Raw genomic sequence first — 6,940 nt, 5'->3', positions numbered from 1 at the left:
GGAGTTGACGGTGCAACTGGAGCAACTGGTCCTCAAGGTCCAATAGGATTAACAGGAGCTACTGGAGCAGCAGGAACCAATGGAATAGACGGCACAAACGGAACCAATGGAGTTGACGGTGCAACTGGAGCAACTGGTCCTCAAGGTCCAATAGGATTAACAGGAGCTACTGGAGCAGCAGGAACAAACGGAACCAATGGAGTTGATGGTGCTACTGGAGCAACTGGTTCTCAAGGTCCAATAGGATTAACAGGAGCTACTGGCGCAACTGGTGCGACAGGACCGCAAGGACCTATAGGATTAACAGGTGCTACTGGCGCAACGGGTCCAGCGGGAACAAACGGAACAAACGGAACAAACGGAACAAACGGTGTTGGTGGCGTAACAACCGCAGGTACTAATGTTACGATAACTGGTACAGGAACTGTGGCAAACCCTTATGTAGTGAATGCAAGTTCACCAACCCAAACAAATACGACACTAGCATTAGACGCAACTACAAATATCCTTACTTATACTAACGAAAATAATGATAACCCTACGATAGACTTATCTACTTTAAAAGTTGAACCTTGGCTAGTGCAAACGACAACAGACCAAGCTACTTTAAACGCGCAAAATATTTATCAAATGGGTACAGTTGCCATTGGTAAAAATGAAGTTTTAGCAGGTGCCACTTTAGATGTTCAGGGTGCTTTACGTGTGGGGTCAAACCATACAGATACAGTAGGAGCGAATAGTGCTGCAATTGGAGATAATGTTACTGTAAAAGGCACTAATTCAGTAGGTATTGGTAATCTAAATTCAATTGCTAGTGCCAATTCATTGATTGTTGGTCGTAACAATTTGGGAACGGTACAAGGAACTTCAAATGCTATTTTTGGTTCAAATAATAAAGAATATAATGCAGGAGGAATTTGGGATAACAATACCATTTTTGGCGATACAAATACAATGACCGGAAATGAGGGAGGACCTACATTTCGTAATAATACGATGTTCGGAGAGAATAATGCTATCACCTCGGATGGGGCTGGTGGGTATCAGTATAATAATACAATCTTTGGTAATAATAATACCATTACCTATTCTACAAATGCTACATTATTTGGTAAGGGTAATAATTCTAATACTGATAATCAATTTATACTTGGTAAATATAATATAAATGTACCAAACTCTTTATTTGAAATAGGTATGGGTTCTGATACTTCAAATCGTGCCAATGCACTTACAGTAATTGCTAATGGTAATGTAGGTATAGCAAATGAAGCTGTTAACCCTACCGAAAAACTAGACATAGGTTCGGGTAACGTTCGTGTGCGTGATATTAACACAAATACTGGTACTGCAACAGACAAATTTGTAGTAGCAGACGCAAATGGAGTTTTAAAAACAGTAGATGCACCTAGTTCAAAAACAGTAGATTGGCATGTAGATGGTAACGCAGGCACAACAGCTGGTACTAACTTTGTAGGTACAACAGACAATCAAAATTTAGTCTTTAAAAGAAACAACATACAATCTGGTTTCCTTAATGAAAACTTGGGTAATACTTCTTTTGGTGTATACGCTTTAAATCCTACTACTACTGGTTTAGGTGGTAACACAGCAATGGGTAAAAACGCCTTATTACGTAATACAACGGGTGATAACAACGTAGCTTTAGGTTTTGAATCTTTAAAATTTAATACTACTGGTAACAAAAACACAGCAGTTGGGGTAAACAGTTTAGCATTTCATGATAATGGCGATTATAACACCGCGTTGGGTAATAGCGCATTGCTGTATAATATTTCAGGGGTTAACAATGCCGTTGTGGGTTTTAATGCGTTACAGTTTAGTACAACTGCTTCTAATAACAGTGTTTTAGGTTACCAAGCTGCAAAAAATGCAACGGCTGCTAACAATAATGTATTTATAGGTAATGATGTAGCAAGTACAATGGTTTCTGGAGATAATAATATTGCTATAGGTAATGCCGCTAATTTAGCTTCAACTACGGGTAACAATCAAATGAATATAGGGGGTGCTATTTTTGGTACCGATTTAACAGGTACAGTTGCTGCGCCAGCAGGTAAAATAGGTATTAATACACCTAATCCAAACAGTACACTAGAAGTTAATGGATCGGTAACTATGAGTATTAAAAACGTAACTGGGGATTATACACTTACAGATACAGATTATACAGTAATATACAGAGGAACAGGTGCAATTGCTACAATTACATTTCCCGATGCAACCACTTGCAAAGGAAGGATTTATGTGTTAAGACATTACGGCGATGTTAATTACAATCTTACAATTACAACCAATGGAGGTAATTTTCTTTCTAATCCTTATGTTGCTGCTACAAATGTGGAGAATTTCTATCCTTCTAGTGCGGTTACCTTGCAAAGTGATGGTGCTGATTGGGTGTTCATTGGAAGTTAATTAAATTTTATATGAAAAACACAATAAAAGTTGTAAGCTTTATATTATTTGTTTTAACAAGTAGTATAACTGCTCAAACGGTAAATACGGGTGATTTATACATTAGTTCAGGTACAATTATGTCTACAGTAGGAGCTATGGATAATAAGAGTACAGGTAACCTATTTAATGATGGTGATTTTTATGTGTACAGTCATTATAACAATGATGGACTTGTAAGTTTTACTTCAGGTTCTACTACAGGTATTACTCGTATGAGAGGAATGTTTGGCTATCAAGATATTTCTGGAAGTATCCCTATGGAATGGTATAATGGGGAGTTTTATAACACTAAAATACAACCTGCTTTTCATTTATCTAATGAAGTTAGTATCTCTGGAACATCAAACTTTCAAAAAGGGATAGTAGATGATGATAATTATGGTGGATTACTAGTTTTTGAGAATACTGCAAACCATATTAATGTTGATGATGCCAGTCATGTTGATGGGTATGTTCGTAAAAATGGGGACGATGCTTTTCAATTTCCAATCGGGGATAAAGAGCAGTTTAGATATGCCGCTATATCAGCCCCTGAAAATGCTACAGATGCTTTTACTAGTAAATATTTTCTAGATAATTCAAATCCGTTATATCCTCATGTGGACAAAACGGGAATAATAGACCTAATTGATAATCAAGAATACTGGGCCGTAGATAGGACCAAAGGGGATAGCCCGATACTTTTGACCTTGTCATGGGACGAGGATACTACGCCAGCTACAATATATGCTGCACCTTATGATGAAATACATATTGTTCGTTGGGATGCCAATCGTAAACTATGGATTGATGAGGGGGGTGCAACTAATCCTTCTAGAAAAGAAGTCACTAGTGTAGTTACACCATCGGGATATGGCGTATTTACTTTGGCGAGAGTTTTTGGGGATCGAATTGTATTGCCATGTAACACGTTGACGGTTTACAACGCAATATCACCTAACGGGGATGGCAAGAACGAGTATTTTAAAATAGATGGTTTAAACGAATGTTCAGCTGACAATACTGTAGAAATATACAACCGTTGGGGAGTAAAAGTCTATGAAACCAGCAACTATGGCTCCAATGGGAATGTTTTTAAAGGATATTCTGACGGTAGAGTTACGGTGTCTAGGAATGAAATGTTACCTTCAGGAACTTATTTTTATATCCTGAACTTCAAGTATTCAGGTAATAATTCCCAAACTATAAAGAAAGCAGGTTATCTCTACCTTGACAAAGATTGATACTACTTAAATACAAGGACAACTTTGTTTTACCAGCGGATATGTTTCTTGTTGATGAACAAAGTAATCTGTTGAAAAAAAAGTTTTAGACTTTAATTATTAAACCCATAAGAGATGAAAATAAATTTTTTGATTGTGACTATAATGCTAACTAGTTTTATATGTACCGCACAGCAAGATGCTCAATATACCCAATATATGTACAATACCATTAATGTCAATCCTGCTTATGCTGGATCTCGTGGTGTTACGAGTATTTTTATTTTGCATCGTACGCAATGGGTTGGGTTAGACGGAGCACCTGTTACTAATGCAGCCTCAATCAATATGCCTATTAATAACAGTAATTTAGGATTAGGAATTTCATTTGTAAATGATCGTATTGGGCCTACAGTAGAGAATGCAGCTACAGTAGATTTGTCCTATACGATTCCTACATCGGAGCGGTTTAAACTTTCTTTTGGAATTAAAACAACTGCTAATTTATTCAATTTAGATGTCAATAAATTATATCCTGAACATCAAGGCGATGTACAATTTCAAAATTTAAACAATAATTTCACACCTAATATTGGTGCAGGTCTTTATTTTCATTCGGAGCAAACGTATTTGGGAGTGTCAATTCCAAATTTCTTTGAGACAAAACGGTACGATGACAACTCCGTTGCTGTTAATAAAGAGCGAATGAATTTATATCTTATAGCAGGTCATGTATTTGATTTGAGTTCGAATGTCAAATTTAAGCCCTCAATGCTGACCAAGATTGTTCAAGGTGCCCCATTACAAGTAGATTTATCAGGAAACTTTATGATAAACGAAAAGTTTGTAGCAGGAATAGCCTATAGATGGAGTGCCTCTGTAAGTGCAATGGTAGGGTTTCAAGCAACGGACAATTGGTTTATTGGTTATGGCTACGATTTAGAAACCACAAAATTAGCGAACTATAATTCAGGTTCCCATGAATTTTTCCTGCGCTATGAACTATTTAATAAGTTCAATAAAATTATATCTCCAAGATTTTTTTAATACAATTTTATCATGATAAAAATTCAAACCTTAATTTGGAGTGCTTTTTTTAGTTTAATAACAATTCAGGCTTATGGGCAAAAGTCTAAAATTGTAGGAGCTGACAAAGACTACAACAACTATGCTTACATCGATGCTATAAGGATATATGAGCGTATAGCAGAGAAAGGATATAAATCTGATGATCTTTTTCAAAAATTGGGTAATGCCTATTATTTTAATGCTCAATTAGCCAAAGCAGAAAAGTGGTACACCCAACTTTTTGCAATAAGTAATTACCAAAAGCCAGAGTATTATTATCGGTATGCACAATGTTTAAAATCAATTGGAAAATATGATAAAGCCGATGAAATAATGTCCGAGTTTAATAAAAAATCAGGGAATGATGCACGAGCTAAAAATTTTAATTCAAACAGAAATTACTTGGATTTGATAAAAGCTAATTCTGGACGTTATACTATTGAAGATGCAGGAATCAATTCGAAATTTTCGGATTATGGAAGCGCTTTTTCTAACGAAAAATTGATATTTGCCTCTGCACGTGATACAGGAGGGGTTTCTAAAAAGGTTTTCAAATGGACCAATCAATCATTTACTAATTTATATGAGTCAGTTATTGACTCAACTGGAAAGCAAAGTCAGCCTAAAAAATTTCAGAATGGTATAAATTCTAAATTTCATGAGGCAACACCTGTTTTTACAAGAGATGGTACAACGATGTATTTTACCAGGAATAATTATTTTAATGGTAAAAGAGGAAAAGATCATAACAAAGTAACTTTATTGAAAATTTACAGAGCAACCCAAAAACAGGGGAAGTGGGTAGATATAGTTGCATTACCATTCAATAGTGATCAATATAGCACAGCACATCCAGCACTTAGCCCAGATGAGCAAACATTATATTTTGCATCTGATATGCCAGGTAGTCTGGGACAATCTGATTTGTTTAAAGTTGTTATAAACAAAGATGGAAGTTTTGGTAGTCCTGTTAATCTAGGGGATGCTATTAATACACCAGGTAGAGAAACCTTTCCTTTTATAGCAGCAACAAATGAATTGTATTATGCTACAGATGGTAAACCAGGATTAGGAGGACTAGATGTTTTTGTAGCTACTATAGGAACTGATGGAAAGATCTCTGAATCTCAAAATGTTGGGGAACCAGTAAATAGCAAAACAGATGATTTCGCTTTCCTTATTGAAACTAAAACTAGAACTGGTTTTTTTACTTCTAATAGAGATGGAGGTAGGGGATATGATGATATTTATAAATTTAGGGAAACTCGAAAACTAACTTGTGAGCAAGAATTGTCAGGAGTAGTTACGGATATAGATACAGGGGATTTGCAGCCTAATACCCAAGTTGTAATATTAGATAGTAAATTTATAGAACTACAACGAGTGTATAGCGATGAAAAAGCAAATTACAAATTCAAAGTAGTATGTGGTGAAACATATTATGTACGAGCAACAAAACCAGAATACGAAACAAGTGAGCAAAAAATAAGTATTTCCAAAGAATCAGGAAAAACTAATTTACCAATACAATTAGAGAAAAAAATAAAACCAATAAAACCTGGTGATGATTTAGCCAAAGTTTTTGGAATAAAGATTATTTATTTTGATCTAGACAAATCATACATAAGAGAGGATGCCGCTTACGAGTTAGAAAAAATTCTAATAGTTTTAGAGCAAAATCCAACAATGAGAATTGATGTGAGGTCTCATACGGATAGTCGTCAAACATATAAATATAATGAAGCATTATCAAGTAGAAGAGCTAAATCAACCATTGCTTGGTTAATAAAAAACGGCATAGATTCAAGTAGATTGACTGGTAAAGGATATGGAGAAACACAATTAGTAAATAACTGTACCGATGGCGTTTCATGTTCAGAGGAGGAGCATCAATCAAATAGACGTAGCGAGTTTATAATTATTTCGATGTAAATAGAAATCAATAATTAGGTTTTGAGTTGTTGAACGAATAAATTTTTTAATTTTTTTAAACAAAAAAATAATGAGTAGAAGGACAATTTCGATTATTAGTTATATGACCATTATAGGTTGGTTACTATCTTTTATCGTTTATAGCAATGGCGGCAAGTCAGCATTTGCTCAATATCATTTAAAACAGTCGTTTGGATTAGGTCTTTTAGGTACTTTATTTAGTAGTGTATGTTTAGTCCCAATCGACTCGTCACTGTCTA

4 protein-coding genes are annotated in these 6,940 nt (G+C 35.3%); all 4 read left to right on the top strand.

From position 1 onward, the window contains the following. Positions 1 to 2,436 (top strand): beta strand repeat-containing protein (locus tag FNW21_RS16705; RefSeq protein ID WP_144257098.1); only part of this gene is annotated, 2,436 nt, incomplete at its 5' end. 11 nt (positions 2,437 to 2,447) lie between these two features. After that, positions 2,448 to 3,701: a gliding motility-associated C-terminal domain-containing protein gene (locus tag FNW21_RS12540; protein WP_144257097.1), complete on the top strand. Its 1,254-nt coding sequence runs from the start codon at positions 2,448 to 2,450 to the stop codon at positions 3,699 to 3,701. Between the two features lie 114 nt (positions 3,702 to 3,815). Next, positions 3,816 to 4,727 (top strand): PorP/SprF family type IX secretion system membrane protein, encoded by a 912-nt coding sequence (locus tag FNW21_RS12535; protein ID WP_144257096.1) that lies wholly within the window; start codon positions 3,816 to 3,818, stop codon positions 4,725 to 4,727. A gap of 15 nt (positions 4,728 to 4,742) precedes the next feature. Continuing rightward, the gene (locus FNW21_RS12530; protein WP_394344692.1) at positions 4,743 to 6,680 is read left to right on the top strand and encodes an OmpA family protein; all 1,938 of its coding nucleotides are present in this window, start codon (positions 4,743 to 4,745) and stop codon (positions 6,678 to 6,680) included. Positions 6,681 to 6,940 lie beyond the last annotated feature (260 nt).

Source organism: Flavobacterium restrictum (genome assembly GCF_007097245.1).
GTDB lineage: Bacteria > Bacteroidota > Bacteroidia > Flavobacteriales > Flavobacteriaceae > Flavobacterium > Flavobacterium restrictum.
The sequence above is the reverse complement of the archived record's forward strand: the minus strand, read 5'-3'. Positions and strand labels throughout refer to the sequence as shown.